The organism is Streptomyces sp. NPDC048590 (assembly GCF_043199535.1).
GTDB lineage: Bacteria > Actinomycetota > Actinomycetes > Streptomycetales > Streptomycetaceae > Streptomyces.
Genome location: NZ_JBICWC010000008.1, coordinates 136,207 through 154,835, shown reverse-complemented (window position 1 = coordinate 154,835; position 18,629 = coordinate 136,207). Strand labels below are relative to the sequence as shown.

Below are 18,629 nucleotides of genomic sequence, written 5' to 3'. Positions count from 1 at the left end.
CGGGTGTCAGTCCAGCCCCCGGGCCTCCTTGAACCGGGCCAGCCCTTCCGGCAGCCCCACCACCGGCTCCGGGTAGTCGCAGCGGGACCGCTGCGACCGGGGCAGCTTCCACGGCTCGTGGACCGCGGGCCCGGCGACGTCGGCCAGTTCAGGGACCCACCGGCGCACATAGGCGCCGTCCGGGTCGTAACGCTTCGCCTGGGTCACGGGGTTGAGTACCCGGTTCGGACGGGTGTCCGTGCCCGTCCCGGCCACCCACTGCCAGTTGAGCTGGTTGTTGGCGACATCGCCGTCGACCAGCAGATCCAGGAAGTGGCGCGCCCCCGTCCGCCAGTCCACGTACAGGGACTTGGTGAGGAAGCTCGCGGCGAGCAGCCGCCCCCGGTTGTGCATCCAGCCCTCGTGCAGGAGCTGACGCATCGCGGCGTCGACCACCGGATAGCCGGTGCGGCCCTCCTTCCAGACCGCGGTGTCGTCCTCGGCCGCCTTCCCGGTGCGCCAACGGTCGTGCCGCGTACGGTAGTCGGACCGGGACGAGGCGGGACGGGCGGCCAGGACCTGGTGGTGGAAGTCCCGCCAGCACACCTGCCGTACGAACGCCTCAGCGCCGGGGCCGCCCGCCTCACGCCCACGGCTCACCACCTCGGTGGGGGAGAGCGTGCCGAAGTGCAGGTGCGGTGAGAGCCGCGAGGTCGCGTCGCCCGCCAGGTCGTCGTGACGGTCCTCGTACGCCGCCAGGCCGTCGCGCCGCCAGGCGGTGAAGAGCCTGCGCCCTTCCTCCTCGCCCCCCTCGGCGAGCCCCGGGGACACCCCGCTCACCCCGTTCCTGGCCGGCAGCGCGGCGGACGCGGGGCCCTCCGGCACGCGGACGGCCCGGGGAGCCCGGAACACCTGGCGGGTCCCTTCCTCGGACCAGCGCCGGAAGTACGGCGTGAAGACGGCGAAGTGGTCCCGGCCCGGTCCGGACGGGACCACCGCCCCCGGCGCGACGACGGTGATCACCGCGTCGTGCACCCGCAGCCGGCAGCCCTGCGAATCGAGGGCCTCACGCAGCCGCTCCTCCCTGCGGTGGGCGAACGAACTGACTCCCGCCGCCATGTGCACCGAGCCCGCCCCGGTCTCCGTGACGATCCGGCAGACCTCTTCGACGACGGCGCCCTCACGTACGACGAGGCGGCCGCCTCGCTCGCGGAGCCCCGTATCCAGATCCCGCAGGCAGTCGGCCAGGAACGCGCGCCGGTTGGGGGCGTCGAAGCCGGTGGCCTCCACTCCCTCGTCCCGTACGAAGAGGGGTACGACCTCGTCGGCCGAGGCGAGGGCCGCGTGCAGCGGGGGGTGGTCGTGCAGTCGCAGATCGGAGGTGAACAGCACCACGGCCACGGTCATTTCGTCACACCTTCCGCGCCCTGGACCGCTGCCCGGGCGATGTTGCGGGCCATTCCGCCGAAGATCAACGCGTGGAAGGGGGACACGCTCCACCAGTAGGCGTGGCCGAGCAGCCCGGCCGGATGGAAGACGGCGCGCTGGCAGTAGTGCGACCTGCCGTCCTCGCCCTCCTGCGCGTACATCTCCAGCCAGCCGAGTCCGGGCATCCGCATCTCCGCGCGGAGCCTGAGGAGCCTGCCGCGCTCGATCTCCTCGACCCGCCAGAAGTCCAGGGAGTCGCCCACCCTCAGCCGCTGGGCGTCCCGCCTGCCCCGGCGCAGTCCCACTCCGCCGGTCAGCCGGTCCATCCACCCTCTGACCGCCCAGGCCAGAGGGAAGGAGTACCAGCCGTTGTCGCCCCCGATCCCCTCGATGACCCGCCAGAGGGCCTCGGGAGAGGCGTCCACGTCGAGTTCCCGTACGTCGGTGTAGAGGCTCCCGCCGGCCCAGTCGGGGTCGGTGGGCAGCGGATCGCTGGGGATGCCCGGCGTGGAGGCGGAGGACCAGCGCGTCGTCACCCGGGCCTCACGCACCCTCTGCAGGGCGAGGGAGAGGGCGGTGGCGAAGGAGAAGGGCCGTCCGGGCCCGTCGGGTACGTGCTCTGCGATGTCGTGTTCCTGGCAGACGACCTCGTAGCGCAGGGATTCCGCGAGGGGCCGCGCGATCGACGCGGGCACGGGGGTCACGAGGCCGACCCAGTGGCTGGACAGGCCCGGAGACAGCATCGGCACCGGGAGGATGAGGCGGTGGGGGAGGCGGGCGACCGCCGCGTACTTCTGCATCATGTCGCGGTACGTCATGACGTCCGGCCCGCCGATGTCGAAGGTGCGGTTCACCTCGGCGGGCATGTGCGCGCTGCCCACCAGATAGCGCAGGACGTCCCGTACCGCGATCGGCTGGATCCGGGTGGAGACCCAGCTGGGGGTGACCATGACGGGCAGGCGCTCGGTGAGGTAGCGCAGCATCTCGAAGGACGCCGAGCCCGATCCGATGATGACGGCCGCGCGCAACGCCGTGGTCGGCACACCCGAACCGAGCAGGATCCGCCCGACCTCGGCGCGCGAACGCAGGTGCGGGGAGAGTTCCCGCTCGTCGACGTCCGGCGGCGTGAGACCGCCGAGGTAGACGATCCGCCCCACACCGGCCGCCTTCGCCCGCTGACCGAAGACACGCGCCGCCTCGCGGTCGGTCTTCTCGAAGTCCGGTCCCGAGGCCAGCGCGTGCACCAGGTAGTACGCGACGTCGATGTCCCGCATGGCCGCGTCGAGGGACTCCGCGTCCGTCACATCGCCCTTGACCACCTCGGCCTCCCCGGCCCACGGGTGGTCCCGCAGCTTGTCCGGGGTCCGCGCCAGGCAGCGCACCCGGTGGCCGGCCTCAAGGAGCTCGGGCACGAGCCGCCCCCCGATGTAACCGCTCGCACCCGTCACCAGGCACCGCAGTCCGCCGCTGTCGTCCTTGCTCTCCATGACCCCTCGCTCCGGCTCGCTTCTCCTCGGACCACGGTGTCCCCGATCGCGGGTTTCCGCAGACCGGACACGCCGATGCCACGTTCCGGATCCGTGGTCGATCAGTGAACAGCCGGGCGGGGCGGGCGACCTAGGATGGGGCGGTGGACAGTGCAGACGACTCTCGCGGCGGACCGGACCGGCACGGGACGGGGGCGCCGGATCTCCAGGCCCTCGCCGTCGAGCTGCGCCGTATGAACGGCGAGATCAATCGTCTGGTCCACGCGTTCGCCCATACACAGGGCCTCCACGCGACGGATGTGCAGGCGCTCGGCGCGATCCTCGACTCGGAAGTTCCGCTGACCCCCGGGCGGCTGCGTGAGCACCTGGGCCTCACGTCCGGCGCGGTGACCGCCTGCCTGGACCGGCTCGAGCGCGCCGGGCACATCAGACGGGCCCGGGAGAGCGCCGACCGGCGTGTCGTGCACCTCCACTACGAGCCCGGGGCCCAGGCCGCGGCCCGATCCTTCTTCATGCCGCTGGCCCAGGCGGCGGCCGGTGCCCGCTCGGTCTCGGAGCCCGGGGAACTCCAGGCCGCCCTCCGTTTTCTGGGGCGCATGAACGGGGAACTCGCTCGAATGCAGGTTCCCAGGCGCTGAGACCCCTCCGGTGCGGAAGCACGCTCAAGGACATGTAATCTCAATCATTGAGATACATCATGATTGAGAGATCGCGGCCGACCCAGGAGTGCTATGTCCACCGCATCGAAGCCGACCCGCCGGCTGATCCTTCTCCCCGTCTTCCTCGTCCTCGCCTGGCTGGTCGTCGGCGGCGCCTTCGGCCCGTACGCCGGAAAACTCGGGGAGGTGGCCACCAACGACCAGGCCGCGTTCCTGCCGCAGAGCGCCGAGTCCACCAAGGTCGTCGAAGCGCAGAAGAAGTTCAGCCGCCAGGAGACCGTGCCCGCCATCGTCGTCTGGACCTCGGACGAGGGCGGCGGAAAGCTCGGCCCCGACCAGCAACGCGCCGCCACGGCCGCCCTCGCCTCCGCCCAGGACGGGCCCGGCGTGACGGGCAAGGTGAGCCCCGCGCTGCCGTCGAAGGACGGTGAGGCCCTCGAAGGCGTCGTACAGCTGAGGCCGGATCTGGGGGAGGAGCTCCCCGACTCGCTGGCACACATCCGCGAGGCCGCGAAGAAGGTCCCCGGCACGGTGGTCCAGCTCGCCGGACCCGCGGCCTCCCAGGCCGATCTCTCGGACGCCTTCGCCGGTATCGACGGCCTGCTGCTGGGCGTCGCCCTGGTGACTGTGCTGGTCATCCTGCTCCTGGTCTACCGCAGTGTCCTGCTGCCCCTGATCATCATCATCGGAGCCGTCTTCGCGCTCGGCGTGTCCTGCGCGGTCGTCTACGTCCTGGCCGACCACGACATCGTCCGGGTCGACGGGCAGGTCCAGGGCATCCTCTCGATCCTGGTCATCGGAGCCGCCACCGACTACGCGCTGCTGCTCACCGCACGGTTCCGCGAGGAGCTCGCGCGGCAGTCCGACCGGTGGTCCGCCATGCGCGCCGCGCTCCGCGAGTCCGCCGGACCGATCGTGGCCAGCGCCGCCACCGTGGCCCTCGGCCTGCTCGCCCTGCTGCTCAGCGATCTGACGAACAACCGGGCACTCGGCCCGGTGGGCGCCATCGGGATCGTGTGCTCCGTCCTGAGCGCGCTCACCTTCCTGCCGGCCGTCCTCGTCCTCCTCGGCCGGGCCGCCTACTGGCCGTCCGGACCCAAGAAGGGGCAGAGCGAGCCCGAGGCGGGCTCCACGGGAATCTGGTCGAAGGTCGCCCGGCTGGTCGACCGCGCCCCGCGCAAGGTGTGGGCCGTCACCCTGGCCGGTCTCCTCGTGTGCGCGGCCTTCATGCCGACCCTGAACTCCAAGGGGGTGCCCCTCGAGGAGATCTTCGTCAACGACGCGCCGTCCGTCGCCGCGCAGGAGACCCTCGGCCGCCACTTCCCCGGAGGCTCGGGCAACCCCATCGTGGTGATCGCCGAAGCGGACCGCGCGCAGCAGGTCACCGCCGCCGCGGAGGACGTCCCCGGCGTCGCCGGTGTCTCCGTACTGACGGAATCGGGCCGTCCGGGCGCGGGGGAACCGCTGGTCGTGGACGGGCGCGTCCGGATCGATGTGACACCGGAGGCAGCGGCGGACAGCGACGCGGCCAAGGCGACCGTGGTCGACGTGCGGGAAGCCGTGCACGCCGTCCCGGGAGGCGACGCCCTCGTCGGCGGCTACACCGCCCAGCAGTACGACACGCAGCAGACGGCCGAGCACGACCGCAACATCATCGTCCCGGTGGTGCTGATCATCATCCTGGTCATCCTGATCGGTCTGCTCCGCTCGCTGCTGATGCCGCTGCTGCTGGTGGCCACCGTGGCGCTCAACTTCCTCGCGACGCTGGGCATCGCCTCGCTGGTCTTCGAGCACGTCTTCGGTTTCACGGGTACGGACGCCTCCGTGCCGCTGTACGGATTCGTCTTCCTGGTCGCCCTGGGCGTCGACTACAACATCTTCCTGATGTCCCGTGTCCGGGAGGAGTCGCTGATCCACGGCACCCGTCAAGGGGTCCTGCGCGGACTCACCACCACGGGCGGAGTCATCACCTCCGCGGGCGTCGTGCTCGCCGCCACCTTCGCGGCCCTGGGCGTCATCCCGCTCGCCTTCCTGGTGCAGATCGCCTTCATCGTGGCGTTCGGCGTCCTGCTGGACACCCTCGTGGTGCGCTCCCTGCTCGTGCCCGCCCTGGTCAGGGACATCGGGCGCACCGCTTGGTGGCCGGGCGCGCTCAGCCGGGTCCCGGAGGAGGAGCCGGAGCCCCGCTCCTGAGGGCTCTCCACGCCTGAGCCGAGTCCTGTACGGGGCCGGGGTGACCGTTGGTCGCCCCGGCCCCGTCGTGCGTGTCCCGACGGCGGTCGTGTCCCGGAGGGACTCATGTCCCACTGGGACATTTAAAGGTGTATGGTGCAGTTATGCATGACGCAGGGAAGGCCCCGGAAAGGCGCGCCCGCAAGGCGCGCAGGACCCGGGACACGCTGGCGCGGTGCGCGTTCGACCTCGTGCTCGACCGCGGCCTCCGAGGTGTGACGGTCGAGGACATCGCCCAGGCGGCGGACGTCGACCGGCGCACCTTCAGCCGGTACTTCCCGAGCAAGGAGGCCGCCGTCCTCGACGCAGTACGGGGCGACGGCGACCGCATCAACCGAGCGCTCCGCGAGCGCCCCGCGGCCGAACCACCGCTCACCGCCTACCGCCGGGCCGTCCTCGACTGGCTCGAGGACCCCGAGGCGGAGCCCTGGCACCTACGGCCCCGCATCTTCGACCTGCTCGTCATGGCCGAGGAGGAACCGACCCTCTACGCCGCGTACCACCACATCCGGGTGGACGCGCAGGAGGAGTCGGTGGCGATTCTCGCGGAACGGCTCGGCGTCGATCCACGGCAGGACCTCCGTCCCGCCGTGGCCGTGGCCGCGGGAGCCGGAGCGCTCATCGCGGCCCAGGCGGCCTGGGTCAGGGGCGGCCGCCCCGCCGCCCTGCCCGAGCTCGTCGTACACGCCTTCGACGCCCTCTCCGCACACCTGCTGGATTCGCGGCAGGACGGGCCGGCGCCCCACAGCACCACGCAAGGAAGCACACCATGAGCACCACCCTCCCCACCGCCCCCGAGGCGGAGTTCGCCGGCAAGGTCGCCCTCGTCACCGGCGGAGCGTCCGGCATCGGCCTCGCCCTCTCCCGCCGGCTCGCCGCGAGCGGCGCCAGCGTCGTCGTCGCCGACTACAACGAGGCGAGCGCCCGTCAGGCCGCCGAAGAGCTGCGCGCCACCGGCGCCACGGCCGCCGCCGTCGCACTCGACGTCACCGACCCCGCCTCCGTCGAGGCCGGAGTCCGCTTCGCCGTCGACACCTTCGGCGCCCTGCACCTCGCGGTGAACAACGCCGGCATCGGCGGCCCCTCCCAGCCGACCGGCGAGTACGCCGTCGAGGACTGGAACCGGGTCGTCGCCACCAACCTCAGCGGCGTCTTCTACTCGATGCGCCACGAACTTCCGGCCATCCTGGCCGCGGGCGGCGGAGCCGTCGTCAACATCTCCTCCATCCTCGGCACCAACGGGTTCGCGAACTCCCCGGCCTACGTCGCCGCAAAGCACGGCGTCGTCGGCCTCACCAAGACCGCCGCACTCGAATACGCGAACCAGAACATCCGCGTCAACGCGGTCGGCCCCGGCTTCATCGACACCCCTCTGCTCCGCGACACCGACGGACCGGCCCGCGACCACCTGATATCCCTGCACCCCGCGGGCCGTCTCGGCACGTCCGAAGAGGTCGCCGAGCTCGTTGCCTTCCTCCTCTCCGACCGCGCCTCCTTCATCCACGGCAGCTACCACCTGGTGGACGGCGGCTACTCCGCCTCCTGATCCCCCGAGTGGCGGAGCGCCATCACGGGGGTCACAAAGGAAACACGGAGAAACGAAGGAGAGACATGAAAGCCGTCCAGTACCGCACCATCGGCGCGGCCCCCGAGGTCGTGGAGATTCCCGAGCCGGAGCCGGGCCCCGGCCAGGTCCTGCTGAAGGTCACCGCAGCCGGTGTCTGCCACTCGGACATCGCGGTGATGAGCTGGCCCGCCGAGGGCTTCCCCTACGAGCTGCCGCTCACCCTCGGCCACGAAGGCGTCGGCACCGTCGCCGCGCTCGGTGACGGCGCGGAGGGCGTCTCCGTCGGCGACTCGGTCGCCGTCTACGGCCCCTGGGGCTGCGGCACCTGCGTCAACTGCGCCGAGGGCCGGGAGAACTACTGCCTGCGCGCCGCGGACCTCGGCATCAACCCGCCCGGACTGGGCAACCCCGGTGCCATGGCCGAGTACATGATCGTCGACGACACCCGTCATCTGACGCCGATCGGCGACCTCGACCCGGTCAAGACCGTCTCGCTGACCGACGCGGGCCTCACGCCCTACCACGCCATCAAGCGCTCCCTGCCGAAGCTGCTGCCGGGCGCTACCGCCGTGGTGATCGGCACCGGAGGCCTGGGCCACGTCGCGATCCAGCTGCTGCGCGCCATGACCGCCGTGCGCGTCATCGCCCTCGACGTCACGGAGGAGAAGCTCGCCCTCGCGAAGACCGTCGGAGCCCACGAGGCCGTGCTGTCCGACGAGAACGCCGCCGCGAAGGTCCGCGAGCTCACCGGTGGCATCGGTGCCAAGGTCGTCTTCGACTTCGTCGGAGCCGAACCCACCGTGAAGACCGCCGGAGCGGTCGCCTCCGTCGACAGCGACGTCACGATCGTCGGGATCGGCGGCGGAACCCTGCCCGTCGGGTTCGGAGTCCTGCCGTTCTCCACCTCGGTCACCGCACCGTACTGGGGCTCGCGCAAGGAACTGGCCGAGGTCATCGAGCTCGCCCACGCCGGTGCCGTGGACGTCCACGTCGAGACCTTCTCCATCGACGAGGCACCGCTCGCCTACGAGCGGCTGCACGCCGGGAAGATCAACGGCCGTGCGGTGATCCTGCCCAACGGCTGACCCAGTACGACGGCTCCCCGGGGCACCTTTCACCGGTGCCCCGGGGAGCCGTCGTGCTCCCGTGGGGAAGCGGAGGGATCTCCGCTTCCCCACGGCGTCGTCTCAGGGAGAGGCCGTCACCACGTCCTCGCGGGTCAGCCGCACCGGCTCGGTCCCGGACGCGCTGTGCCGCTCCGCCCAGTTCTCCAGCGCGGTACGACAGGCGTGGTCCAGATGGTGGAGGCCGGACAGGTCGAGCGCGACGGGCCGGTCCGTGGGGAGAGCCTCCAGGCTGTCCAGTATCTTCGGCAGCCGCAGGAACGTCGCATTGCCCGAAAGCCGCGCCCTGACCAGGTCATCACGGGTCTCGACGACCTCCAGCCGGATATGGGAGGCATCCCAGGCGGCCTTGGCCACCGACAGCGCGAGGCCGGTCAGCACCCCCTCGAACATGTTGACCGTCACGATGGCCACGGCCGTCACGACCAGGATCAGCGCCTCCCCCCGGTGCTCACGCCACAGCGCCACGAGGGAGCGCAGCGGAATCAGCTTCCATCCGGCGTGGATCAGGATCCCGGCGAGCGCGGGGAGCGGGATGAGCGCCAGCGCCGAGGGGAACAGAGCCGCGAACAGGAGCAGCCACACACCGTGCAGCACCCGGGAAGCCCGGGTCCGCGCACCCGCCCGCACATTGGCGGAGCTGCGTACGATCACCGCGGTCATCGGGAGCGCCCCGAGGATTCCGCACACGGTGTTGCCCGCTCCCTGGGCCATCAGCTCCTTGTCGTACCGGGTGCGCGGCCCGTCGTGCAGGCGGTCGACGGCGGCCGCGCTGAACAGGCTCTCCGCGGAGGCGATCAGCGTGAAGGCCGCCACCGTCCCGAGCAGGCTCAGGGTCGCGAGACCCCCGAACTCCGACAGCGGAGGAATCTGCACGGCGTCCAGCAGACCCTGGACCTGGACGGTCCCGACGGGCAGGTCGAACGCCAGGGTGACCAGCGTGGCGAGCGCGACCGCGGCGAGCGCGCCCGGGACGGCCCTCACCCGCTTCGGCATCCTTTCCCACGTCACCACCAGGACCACGGTGGACACGGCCACCGCGAGCGAGGCGAGCGCCTCGGGGCTGGACAGGGCATCGGCCAGCAGCCCGGGGATTCCGGTCATCTTCTCCGTACCGGAGGCCGGTGCCTCCGCACCGGCAGCCGTGTACAGCTGACCGGCGATGAGAACGAGACCGATGCCGGCGAGCATGCCCTCGACGACCGAAACCGAGATCGCCCGGAACCAGCGGCCCAGCCGCAACGCGCCCATGGCGAGCTGGAGCAGACCCGACGCCAGCACGATCACACCGAGGGCGGGCAGCCCGAAGGTCTGTACGGCCTCGAAGACGAGCACGGTCAGACCGGCGGCCGGTCCCGAGACCTGGAGACTGCTGCCGCGCATGGATCCGGTGACGAGGCCACCCACGATGCCGGTGATCAGGCCCAGTTCGGCGGGGACCCCGGAAGCCACCGCGACGCCCACGCACAGCGGCAGCGCGACCAGGAATACGACGAGTGAGGCGGCGAAGTCCTGCCGCAGATGGGGAAAGGCGCCGACGCGACTCATGGCGGCCCTCATCCCGTGCGGAAGGGGGCCGAGCGGACGTCGGCGGGGGGAGCCCAGCCGGCGGTGCCGCTGTTGGTGTGGGGGACTTCTGTCGTGTGGGGATCGACAAGAGTGTGCATGCCAGAGATTCCTCCTGGCGCGCCGAAAGGGGCGGCGCGTCGGTGTGTACGAGAACTGGAACCGCGCGGAGGGACGCGGAGGCAGCCCGGTGCACCGGGTCCCGCGGGACCGACGGTGAGGGCGGGTCTCCGGGAGTCCCGGTCACCTCAGCAGCGGAACACCTGGAGCACGGAGGAGGAATGGGCGGTCGACGGTCTGGGGGAGTGAGCCGCGGCCCCCGTCCCCGCACCGGCCGCCGGCACGGAGCCGTGACCGGCCGAACCGTCCACGGCGGCGCGTGACGGTGCCTCCGGGACCGGTGCGCCTGCGGAGCGATGCCGGTCGCGCGGGCGCAGGAGGCCGTTCGGGTCGGACCCCGGATGGAGCGTGCCGCAGGTGCCGCCGTACTGGCTCAGCGCCTCGCCCACGGAGGGTCCGTGCGCCCGGTCCTCGCGCAGGGAGGGCGCGGGCCCGTGAGTGGGGGCCTCGGCCGTCGAATCACCGGAGTGAGGGGCCAGGAGAAAGGCCAGGAGGAACGCGAGCACGAACCGGACTGCCGTCGTCCGCACTCTTCACCTCCTCCTGGATTTCACGTCTTCCGTCGGACGCTAACAGGCCGGAGTGCTTATGAAGTTAAGTCGATGTGAAGAGTCCGAAAGTCGCTCACGAACGAGTCGATTCCTGCGCCCGACGGCTGTGGCCTGCGCAGGCGTCGTCCGGTTGATTCTCACATTTCGAGATGCCTCGCATATGGGTGGTTCCTGCATATGCCGGTGGAACGGCAGTCTCTTGGTCGGTCAATGGTTCGACGAGGCGAATCGCCCGGCATTTCGCATGGTATTGAGCCATGGCGAATTGACGACATTCCCTGTCGCCGGTCGGCGCGGGGCGTGGAGACAAGTCATCGAGGGGGTACCGCCGGGGACGGGTGAGCGGTCCGCCGCTGACACTGAACCCTCGGGCCCTGAGCGCCGGGGAGCGAGAGGCGGCCGCCCGGCCCGGTGCCGAGGGCGCCTCGCACATCAGCGGCCCGCGTCAGGAAGGGCCACCGCCTCGGAGAGGTAACCCTCGGCCAGCTCCGCCGGCGTACGAGGGCCTGCCTCACCCGGAGCCAGCAGGCCCCGCTCGCGCAGCAGCTGCGCGGTCGCCACCCCCCAGGGCAGCCTGAGCCCCGCCTCGGTCAGGAGATCCGTACGGGCCAGCATCTCCGGTGCCGGCCCGGCACGGACGCCGGCCGGGGTGAGCAGCGCCGCGTCGTCGGCCCAGCGCAGTGCCAGGTCGACGTCATGCGTGGCCATCATGACCGTCGTACCGCTCGCGCGGAGTCCGCCGAGCGTGGCGAGCAGACGTTCCTGCCCGTCAGGATCCAGCCCGGCGGTGGGCTCGTCGAGGATCAGCATGCGCGGCCGCATTGCCACCGCCCCCGCGATCGCGGTCCGCTTGCGCTGCCCGTAGGACAGGAGGTGCGTGGGCCGGTCGGCCAGCGCGCCGATGCCGAGCGCCGTCAGCGCCTCTTCGACCCGGCCGCGCACCTCCGCGTCCGGCAGACCGAGGTTCAGCGGCCCGAACGACACGTCCTGGAAGACGGACGCTGCGAACAGCTGGTCGTCCGGGTCCTGCACCACCAGCTGAACGGTCGTCCGCAGTCGCGTCAGTCCCTTGCGGTCGTACGCGACCGGGATCCCCTCGACCGTCAGGCCGCCCTCGCTCGGGCGCAGTCCGCCGCTGAGCAGCCGCATCAGCGTGGTCTTCCCGCTGCCGTTCCTGCCGAGCAGCGCGAGAGCACGCCCTTCGCGCGCGTCGAAGTCGAGACCGCTGAGCACGCGCGGGCCGTCCTCGTAGGAGAACGAGGCGCCCCGCAGGGACAGCAGCGAGGAACCACTCATGGGAGCAGCCTTTCCAGGACGAAGGTCAGGGCGGCCACGGCCGCGAGGAGGCCGGCGCTCGCGGCCACGAACCGGACGGAGACGCGGGCCTCGGGCACCAGGACACGCAGGGTGCCGTCGTATCCGCGCCCGGCCAGCCCCGACTGGAGACGGGCGGCGCGGTCGAAGGCCCGGACGAACGCGGTGGCCCCGAGGCCGGCCAGTGATCTCCAGGTGGCTGCCCTGGTGGTGTGCCCGAGCCGGGCGGCCTGCGCCTCGCGGATCCTGCGCATCGCGTCCAGCAGCAGAAAGCTCATGCGGTAGGTCACCAGGGCGACGTCCACCACAGCCGCGGGCACACCCGCCCTGACCAGCCTGGGAAGCAGGTCGGACATCGGTGTGGTGAAGGCGAGGAGCAGGACGCCGAGTGATGCCGCGGAGGTCCGCAGCAGCAGCTCACCCGCCCGGACCGGTCCGCCCGGAGCGGGAGCGACGAGCCCGTCGGGGCCCCCGACCTGTACGAGCAGGGTCGCCGCACCGGTCACGCAGAACCCGAGCGGAATCCTGTACGCACGCCACAGTTGACGGGCACGCACACCCGCCGGCCCCAGAAGCACGGAGACCGCCGTGACGAGTACCAGTGCGGCACCGGGCCACGGAGGAAGCGAGATGGCCAGCACCGTGAGCCCCAGTCCGAGCACGGCCTTGTCGACGGGATGGCGGCGGCGCCAGCGACTGCTGTGCGCCGCCGCGTCGATCGGCAGCACGGAGGCTCAGGCCTCCTGGGCCGTGGACTCCTCGGCCCGCCCGGTCACGGCGTCGCCGTCCCGCCGGGCCAGGGCGAGCCGCTCGCCCTGACGGCGTCCGCGCCGTACACCGAAGTAGTAGGCGAGCACCCCGGCACCGAGAGCGGCCTGCAGCGCGAAGAGCGCCGACTCGATCTCGCCGGAGGGCGGCTCGTAGAGCGGGGAGAACCAGGGCTCGTAGTCGGGGTCGATCTCGGTGATCGCGGTCTCCGCCTGAGCGTCCGCCCCGGCGAAGGGCTCCTTCTCGCCGTCCCCCGAGCCAAGTACCAGGGGCAGGACGGCCAGTGCCGCCACCAGCAGGAGCAGCAGGCCGTTGATCTTCGTGTGCCGGTTCATCACGCCACCGCTTCCGTCTTCTCGTCTTCCGTCTTCACGTCCGCCTTGGCCCGGGCCCTGCCGCTGAGGAACACGCCGAGCCGGGTCAGATCACCCTTGCTCGACTGCACCAGAAGCCGCATGACCAGCACGGTCAGAAGTCCTTCGCTCACCGCGAGAGGAATCTGGGTGACGGCGAAGATGGAACCGAACTTCCCGAGAGCCCCGAGGAACCCGGTGCCAGGGTCGGGGAACGCGAGTGCCAGCTGCACGCTGGTGACGCAGTAGGTGGACAGGTCGGCGACGAACGCGGCGAAGAAGACCGCGACCATCAGTGATACGTCGAACCGGCGCAGCACCCTGTACACGGCGTAGCCCGCCCAGGGGCCGACGATCGCCATGGAGAAGACGTTGGCGCCCAGCGTCGTCAGGCCTCCGTGGGCCAACAGCAACGCCTGGAACAGCAGGGTGATCGTTCCCAGGACCGCCATGATGGGCGGCCGGAACAGTATGGCTCCCAGGCCGGTGCCGGTGGGATGCGAACAACTCCCCGTCACCGAAGGGATCTTCAGGGCGGACAGTACGAAGGTGAAGGCTCCGGAAGCCCCCAGGAGCAGTGTGCTCTCCGGGTTCTCGCGGACCTCACGGGTCAGTGACCGTACTCCGTGGACGACGAACGGCGCGGACGCGACACCCCAGGCGATCGCGTGCGCCGGAGGCAGGAAACCCTCGGCTATGTGCATGACTCAGAGACCCTCTCCAGCACCTCGTGGATGGTTGAAGTGCCTTGGCCGGTCTCCTGGCTTACGGGTGACACCGCCCGAACTCCGCCTTCCCGGGTCACAAGGACCCAGTGGCTGCCCGCGAGGGCCGGAGCCGGACTTCCCGATCACAGTGGCGAGGGCCGCACCGGCATCACACCGGATTTCCCGTTCACCAAGGCGTGGCGACAGTAGTGCCAGCCAGGGTGCGATGACAAGCGGGCCCACCCGCCCGCACCTGCGGACACGTCCGCGGGAGCGTCTGCGGGCGTGCCTGCGGACGGGCTCCGGCGGGCCCGGGGGCGGTGCCACGCCACGGCTGGGCGTCGCGGCTGTTCGACGCGTCCGCCGGCCTGTCGGGCCGCCCTCCTGTCGGTCGGCGAAGCGCGCCCGGTCGGTCGGATGCGCGAACCGGGCGGTGCGGCCGCCGTGCAGCCGTTACCGGCCGCGGGGAGCGGCAGTCCCGTTCAGCCGACTCAGCCGACTCAGCCGACTCAGCCGACTCAGCCGACTCAGCCGACTCAGCCGACTCAGCCGACTCAGCCGACTCAGCCGACTCAGCCGATCTCACTGGGCATCGGAAAGCGTCAGCCCAGCTCCGGGGTCGCGCGCAGTTCGACGGCCGGTTCCGAGCAGCCGTCCAGCTCGAGGACCACGAACTCGTTGAGACCCGCCCGCAGGAGCGGCCACGGCACGTAGAGGGTCCGTTGGGGTCCCCGCGTCTCCCAGTAGCGGCCCAGGCAGAAGCCGTTCACCCAGACGTATCCCTTGCCCCATCCGGGCAGCGCGAGATAGGTGTCCCCGGTGTCCGACAGCTCCAGGAAGCCCCGGTGGAACACCGGACCGGAGGAGGTGTCCGCGTCTCCGGACAGTGCGTCCCAGGGCACCCTGTCCGGGGTTCCGTGGTCCAGCGGGACGGCCCGGGCGGTCCAGCCGTGCAGCAACTGCTGCGTGTGGGAGACGCGCTCCACCCCCTTGCGGTCACCCAGCGCCACGCCGTAGTTGACCCTGCCCATGGACTCCACCAGGAGCTCCACACGCGCCTGTTCGGCGTCGACCCGGACACCCTCGACCGACTCGGCGCCGCCACGCTCCAGAACGCCCACGGGCTCACCGGACAGCCTCATCCGCGAGGCTCTCCAGGGCGTCGAACAGTGCCACCGATTCCGGCAGTTCGAGTGTCGCCGGGGGCAGCAGTGGCGCGGGGGGCTCGGGTTCGGGCAAGGGCTCTGTGGAGTAAGCAGGAACACACCCGACACCGCAGCCTTCAAAGGCGCGGTAGGCGGGGATCGCCGTCCTTCAGGGCGGCGAGGATGTCAATCCAGGCCACGCCGGGTGATGCGACATGGCCGAGCCGGATGCGGAGACGCGGGAGAAATGAGCGGATGCCGGCCCTGTTCCCGGTCGGTCAGAGACCGGCGAGCAGACCCGAGAGCGGCGCGGGGACCCGGTCGGTGCCGAGTGCCTCACCCAGGACGTGGCCGTACCGGATCTTGCGCCCCTTCTTCGTGCCGAGGAAGCGCCGCAACTGCTCCTGAGGTGAGCGCCCGCGCTGCGCCGGCTGGTTGAGGAAGGCCAGCAAGGGGCGGAGTTCCCCCTCCCGCTCGACCAGTTCCCTGACCCGTGTCACCCCCAGCGCACGGATCAGCTCGTCCTCCAGGTCCGCGGAGCACACGAAGAACCGGCGCGACCACGGCACACCCGCCCGTTCGAGTCCCCGGGAGAACCAGTCCCGTTCTCGTTCGTCGCAGAGGCCGGCCAGGCCGAGCCCGAGGCCGGGGGGTCCGAGGAACCTCGCGTACCGGCCGATGTTCATCGCACCGTCCATCGACAGCACGCAGACGCCTTCGGCTGCCAGGTCCCGGCCATGGGCCGCTGCTACCGCCTCGACGGCGGCGACGTCGCTCAACCCCTCCACCAGGACCGCCGTCCGCACAGGCACCAGCGCGGCCAGCTCGTGCGGGCGCGCGCCGGTGTCTCCGGCCGCCCATGAGCCGACCGCCTGCCGGAATGTCTGCATATCGGTCACAGGTCGATTCTCCAGGTTCTCCGGCCGCGGGACCACGCGATATCGGGACGGTCCGTCGCCGAGGTGCGAGCACTGCCGATCGACGGAACCGTCCGACGGCCGGGTCGACTCCGCCCGACGTCTTGCTAGCCTGCGCCGTCGACCACCGACGACACGGGTGTTCCACAAGGTTCGGGAGAGGCAGCGGCAGGACGATGGAGACAGCGGAGCGAACGCGTGCGGTCGCGGCAGCCACGGCGGCCGCCTCCTCACTCGGCTTGCCCGTCCGGGAGGTGACCGTTCTCCAGGACTCGAACAAACTCACCCTGCGTCTTCTGCCGTCCGACGTCCTCGCCAGGGTGGCCCCGGAGGCGGACAAGGTCGCACACCTCGAGGTCGCCATCGCCGGGCAACTCGTCCGGGCGGGCTCCCCGGTGGCGGCGCCGGATCCCCGGGTGGGGCCACAGGTCATCGAGCGCGACGGATTCGTCATCACGCTGTGGACCTACTACGAGCCCATGACATCCCGCCGGCTCCCCTCGGACGACTACGCCCGGGCGTTGGAACGGTTGCACGCCGGCATGCGTACGCTCGACGTCCAGGCCCCGCACTTCAGCGACAGGGTCGAGTGGGCACACCAACTCCTGGTCGACCGCAGTCGCACACCCGCGCTCGCCGACACGGACCGGCAACTGCTCCTGGACACGCTGCGAAGCGCGAGCCGGCTGGTCGCCGAGCGCGCGGGTGACGAGCAGTTGCTGCACGGTGAGCCCCACCCCGGCAACGTCATGAACACGGCGCACGGGCCGCTGTTCATCGACTTCGAGACATGCTGCCGGGGACCGGTCGAGTTCGACATCGCCCATGCGCCCGACGAGGTCGCGGACCATTGTCCGAGTGCCGATCCGGACGTACTGCGCGCCTGCCGCGCCCTCGTCCTGGCGATGATCACCACGTGGCGCTTCGACCGGGACGACCGCTTCCCGGAGGGCCGCCGCCTCGGCGCCGAGTGGCTGCGCAGGGTCCGTGAGGTGCATGAGCGCGAAGGATTCGGCCACAGGCGCTGAACGGGTACCCGGTGGCTCGGCCGGCGACAGGGCACAGAGATCGGCGCCGGCCCGGTGAGCCCCGCAAGGACGTCGCCGCCTGCCGGACGGGCGCGGGCCGACGCAGGTTCGCTCGCAGCACGCTCTACCGGGGTGGGTGAAGCTTGCGGAAGTACGTCCAACTGGACTCGTTCGGCTCGCTCCACTCCGATGGCGCGTGGGCGAACTCCGGCTGATGGGTGGCGATGTAGGCGCGAGTTCGCTCGGGTGCCTCCGCGTACGAGGCGAGTTTCCGGCCCCGGCAGTGGAAGGTGAGGCCGCCCGGTCGCTGCCCGCGCTCCATCCAGGGAAGCCACGGGGACATCCGGCTCCACGACATCGTGGCCGGGACGCTGGGAGCCGTGCCGGCCAGATCGGCCCGGTCGGCGAAGAACTGGAAGAGCTCCAGCGCCCGGTAGGTGTCTCCGGCCGAGTTGACCGGATACTCGGACACCGGCAGGGGCGAGGGGTAGGCGAGCGGGATCTCCAGGCTGAAGCAGACCTGTCCACCCAGTTCGGTCGTGGGGATCGGGAAAGGGCGCCACCTCTGGTTCGCCGGGTCGTTCCACACGTGGACGACCGGCAGGCCCTGCCAGGTCTCAAGGATCTCCCGGGTGGTGGGGTCCAGGTAGAAGGCGGCTTCGCGAGTCAGCAACCGGTATGCCTCCCCGCCCTCTTCCGTCTCCTCGACCAGACGGGCCACATTGAGTCCCTCGAAGCCGAAGACCCGCTGGTACGGCTCATCGGGGCCCCAGGAGTACACGTCTCCGGACCACCAGTAGGTGACCTCGTCGCCGTCGAGCGAAGCGCGTGTACGGGCGAAGGCGCGGAGGAGTTCAGCGGGTGTCTTCGTCATACCGCACACTCTGCGCGGCATGCCGTCCAGGCGGTCGCAGAACACCCCGGCGGGGCTGGAAACGGCCCCGAGACGACCGTGTTTCGGCACGCGAAGGTGTCGTGCCGTCATTTCTCGTGCATCGGCTCCAGGAACTCCAGCCGATTGCCCAACTCGTCGGACGCGTAGAAGCGCTCGTGTCCCGGGAATTCACCGTCCCAGGTCACAGGAATCCCGCGGTCTTCCAGTCGTCGGGCCAGCGCATCGAGCGAGGTCACGAGAATGCCAGGGTGCGCCTTCCTGTTCGGGCGGAAATCCTCCTCGACGCCCAGATGGACCTCCAGGCCTCCGCCCCTGAACCAGCATCCGCCACGAGCGGCCAGCACGGGTGGCTTCTCGATCTCCTCCATCCCGAGCACCTCTCCCCAGAACTCACGGCAGAGGTCCTCGGCACCGGGTGGGATCGCGAGCTGTACGTGATGCAGACCGCCCAGGGAGAATCCTTGTGTTCCCTGCGTCATGTGCCACCCTTCGACCTCGGAACGATCCGACGAGACGTCAAGCTAGTCGCCGTGGCGGTAGTGCAACAGGGGGAGGGAGCGGCGCGTCCGCAGTGACAGATCGGCAGGAAGCCGCGCCGTTCCGTGCCGTCGGCAATCGAGCCGCAGGCGATCTCTCTTCGGGCGCGGAACGCCCCCTCGCCGGTCGACCGCCTTACAGACCTACTTCGAGCAGCGCGAGGCTCCCCGGCAGAAGTCCTGGCGAGCCCCGGACATCTGACCTCCGAGACTCCGATCCCACCGATAGAGTTTAGTTGGAATGGCGTCAAAT

18 protein-coding genes and 1 riboswitch are annotated in these 18,629 nt (G+C 70.9%); of the genes, 6 read left to right on the top strand and 12 right to left on the bottom strand.

The features are described 5' to 3' along the window. Positions 1-6 precede the first annotated feature (6 nt). Positions 7-1,386 (bottom strand): cryptochrome/photolyase family protein, encoded by a 1,380-nt coding sequence (locus ACGFNN_RS23645; RefSeq protein WP_393558687.1) that lies wholly within the window; start codon positions 1,384-1,386, stop codon positions 7-9. Beyond that, positions 1,383-2,894 (bottom strand): SDR family oxidoreductase, encoded by a 1,512-nt coding sequence (locus ACGFNN_RS23640; protein WP_393558685.1) that lies wholly within the window; start codon positions 2,892-2,894, stop codon positions 1,383-1,385. Before ACGFNN_RS23640 ends, ACGFNN_RS23645 begins: the two co-directional genes overlap by 4 nt. A gap of 143 nt (positions 2,895-3,037) precedes the next feature. On the opposite strand from ACGFNN_RS23640, the gene ACGFNN_RS23635 reads away from it, so the two are divergent. The 5 genes from ACGFNN_RS23635 to ACGFNN_RS23615 all read left to right on the top strand — a co-directional run bounded on the left by ACGFNN_RS23635 (position 3,038) and on the right by ACGFNN_RS23615 (position 8,437). After that, entirely contained in the window at positions 3,038-3,532 is a 495-nt protein-coding gene (locus ACGFNN_RS23635; protein WP_393558683.1) for a MarR family winged helix-turn-helix transcriptional regulator, read from the top strand. Positions 3,533-3,625: 93 nt separating this feature from the next. Further along, positions 3,626-5,746 (top strand): MMPL family transporter, encoded by a 2,121-nt coding sequence (locus tag ACGFNN_RS23630; RefSeq protein WP_393558681.1) that lies wholly within the window; start codon positions 3,626-3,628, stop codon positions 5,744-5,746. 143 nt (positions 5,747-5,889) lie between these two features. Next, complete coding sequence (locus ACGFNN_RS23625; protein WP_393558679.1) at positions 5,890-6,558, top strand: TetR family transcriptional regulator; 669 nt, start codon at positions 5,890-5,892, stop codon at positions 6,556-6,558. Beyond that, positions 6,555-7,331 carry an SDR family NAD(P)-dependent oxidoreductase gene (locus ACGFNN_RS23620; RefSeq protein WP_393558677.1) on the top strand — a complete coding sequence of 259 codons (777 nt, stop codon included), beginning with the start codon at positions 6,555-6,557 and terminating at the stop codon, positions 7,329-7,331. The genes ACGFNN_RS23625 and ACGFNN_RS23620 overlap by 4 nt, the downstream gene beginning before the upstream one ends. A gap of 65 nt (positions 7,332-7,396) precedes the next feature. Continuing rightward, positions 7,397-8,437 (top strand): NAD(P)-dependent alcohol dehydrogenase, encoded by a 1,041-nt coding sequence (locus ACGFNN_RS23615; RefSeq protein WP_362675661.1) that lies wholly within the window; start codon positions 7,397-7,399, stop codon positions 8,435-8,437. A 102-nt stretch (positions 8,438-8,539) separates the two neighbouring features. On the opposite strand, the gene ACGFNN_RS23610 is transcribed toward ACGFNN_RS23615, so the two are convergent. The 8 genes from ACGFNN_RS23610 to ACGFNN_RS23575 form a co-directional block, all read right to left on the bottom strand. Further along, on the bottom strand, positions 8,540-10,024 hold the full coding sequence (locus ACGFNN_RS23610; RefSeq protein ID WP_393558675.1) for a SulP family inorganic anion transporter: 1,485 nt from the start codon (positions 10,022-10,024) through the stop codon (positions 8,540-8,542). Positions 10,025-10,290: 266 nt separating this feature from the next. Beyond that, positions 10,291-10,692, bottom strand: coding sequence for a hypothetical protein (locus ACGFNN_RS23605; protein WP_393558673.1), 402 nt, complete (start codon positions 10,690-10,692; stop codon positions 10,291-10,293). Positions 10,693-11,145: 453 nt separating this feature from the next. Continuing rightward, positions 11,146-12,009 carry an energy-coupling factor ABC transporter ATP-binding protein gene (locus ACGFNN_RS23600; RefSeq protein ID WP_393558671.1) on the bottom strand — a complete coding sequence of 288 codons (864 nt, stop codon included), beginning with the start codon at positions 12,007-12,009 and terminating at the stop codon, positions 11,146-11,148. Next, a complete protein-coding gene (gene cbiQ, locus ACGFNN_RS23595) occupies positions 12,006-12,755 on the bottom strand; it encodes a cobalt ECF transporter T component CbiQ (protein ID WP_393558669.1) in 750 nt (249 codons plus the stop codon). The genes ACGFNN_RS23600 and cbiQ overlap by 4 nt, the downstream gene beginning before the upstream one ends. A 6-nt stretch (positions 12,756-12,761) precedes the next feature. Continuing rightward, positions 12,762-13,130 (bottom strand): energy-coupling factor ABC transporter substrate-binding protein, encoded by a 369-nt coding sequence (locus ACGFNN_RS23590; protein WP_393558667.1) that lies wholly within the window; start codon positions 13,128-13,130, stop codon positions 12,762-12,764. Beyond that, positions 13,130-13,852, bottom strand: a complete 723-nt coding sequence (locus tag ACGFNN_RS23585; RefSeq protein ID WP_393558665.1) for an energy-coupling factor ABC transporter permease — start codon at positions 13,850-13,852, stop codon at positions 13,130-13,132. The genes ACGFNN_RS23590 and ACGFNN_RS23585 overlap by 1 nt, the downstream gene beginning before the upstream one ends. A gap of 28 nt (positions 13,853-13,880) precedes the next feature. Continuing rightward, a riboswitch (cobalamin riboswitch) is annotated at positions 13,881-14,091 on the bottom strand. Between the two features lie 366 nt (positions 14,092-14,457). After that, positions 14,458-14,997, bottom strand: a complete 540-nt coding sequence (locus tag ACGFNN_RS23580) for a hypothetical protein (RefSeq protein WP_393558663.1) — start codon at positions 14,995-14,997, stop codon at positions 14,458-14,460. A gap of 281 nt (positions 14,998-15,278) precedes the next feature. Next, positions 15,279-15,899, bottom strand: coding sequence for a TOPRIM nucleotidyl transferase/hydrolase domain-containing protein (locus ACGFNN_RS23575; RefSeq protein WP_393558661.1), 621 nt, complete (start codon positions 15,897-15,899; stop codon positions 15,279-15,281). A 194-nt stretch (positions 15,900-16,093) separates the two neighbouring features. On the opposite strand from ACGFNN_RS23575, the gene ACGFNN_RS23570 reads away from it, so the two are divergent. Beyond that, complete coding sequence (locus ACGFNN_RS23570; RefSeq protein ID WP_393558659.1) at positions 16,094-16,945, top strand: phosphotransferase; 852 nt, start codon at positions 16,094-16,096, stop codon at positions 16,943-16,945. 124 nt (positions 16,946-17,069) lie between these two features. Here the strand turns inward: ACGFNN_RS23570 and ACGFNN_RS23565 are convergent, their stop codons facing one another. Both ACGFNN_RS23565 and ACGFNN_RS23560 read right to left on the bottom strand, forming a co-directional pair. Further along, positions 17,070-17,819 (bottom strand): DUF1838 family protein, encoded by a 750-nt coding sequence (locus ACGFNN_RS23565; protein WP_393558657.1) that lies wholly within the window; start codon positions 17,817-17,819, stop codon positions 17,070-17,072. 107 nt (positions 17,820-17,926) lie between these two features. Next, complete coding sequence (locus ACGFNN_RS23560) at positions 17,927-18,319, bottom strand: glyoxalase (RefSeq protein ID WP_393558655.1); 393 nt, start codon at positions 18,317-18,319, stop codon at positions 17,927-17,929. Positions 18,320-18,629: the final 310 nt, after the last annotated feature.